The sequence below is a fragment of the Synechococcus sp. H55.2 genome (assembly GCF_047462495.1).
Taxonomy (GTDB): domain Bacteria; phylum Cyanobacteriota; class Cyanobacteriia; order Thermostichales; family Thermostichaceae; genus Thermostichus.
Window position 1 is genome coordinate 1 of record NZ_JANSJH010000218.1, and the last position, 749, is coordinate 749.

Sequence of the window (749 nt, forward strand, 5' to 3'; positions counted from 1 at the left end):
TGCATGAGCTAACAGGAGAGCCAGCAAGCTGGCCAGTGTTTGATGTGGCTGTGTGCACGGTTGAGGATCTCCAGAAACTGAAGCAGCCCCTCAAAGCCAGCTTTGCCTTTGTCTTAGGAGAAGATCATCAGCTTCTTTTTACCGAGGCAAGTCGAGTGATGGAAACGCGGCGGCAGAATTTTACCATAAATCAGTTTAAGTATGTGATACGCCTCCACGAGGAGACACTTTTTTATGGGGCGACTTATCTTAACTTTCCTTCATTTATTTCCGAAGTGAAGACTGTCGTTGACGTTGGATCTGGCGTAGGACTTGCCAGTGTCTGTTTTCGCGGATTTTGCCCGGATGCAGTTATTCATTGTTTTGAGGTGGATCCCTTAGCCTTACACCTGCTGCAGCAGAATGCTCTTAGTTTGGGCAACTGCCATGTGCATCCAGTGGGCCTAGCAGGGCAGAATAGCCTCAGGACTCGTCGTCTCTGGCCAGAAGACTCTCAAACAGAGTGGGGAGTGGAGCAGGTGTTGGTCTTTCGGGAAGCCAAGGCAACCCTGCAGGAGCTAGGTCTGGAGCACATCGATGTGCTCAGGGTGGCTGCAGGTGGGCAGGGGGTGGAGGTGTTGGCCAGTTTGGAGCCATGGCTCAAAGACGTCAAGGTCATCTATGTGGAGTTTGGCTCGGAGCAAGCCCGCAAGCAGATTGACCAGATGCTGGATCCTTCTCACATGATCTGGCAGGGGGAGATCATAGCT

1 pseudogene is annotated in these 749 nt (G+C 51.9%); it reads left to right on the plus strand.

Features of this window, described 5'->3' with window-relative positions:
- Positions 1–368: 368 nt before the first annotated feature.
- A pseudogene (locus tag NW844_RS13015) lies at positions 369–749 on the plus strand (glycosyl transferase family 1); the annotation flags it as partial.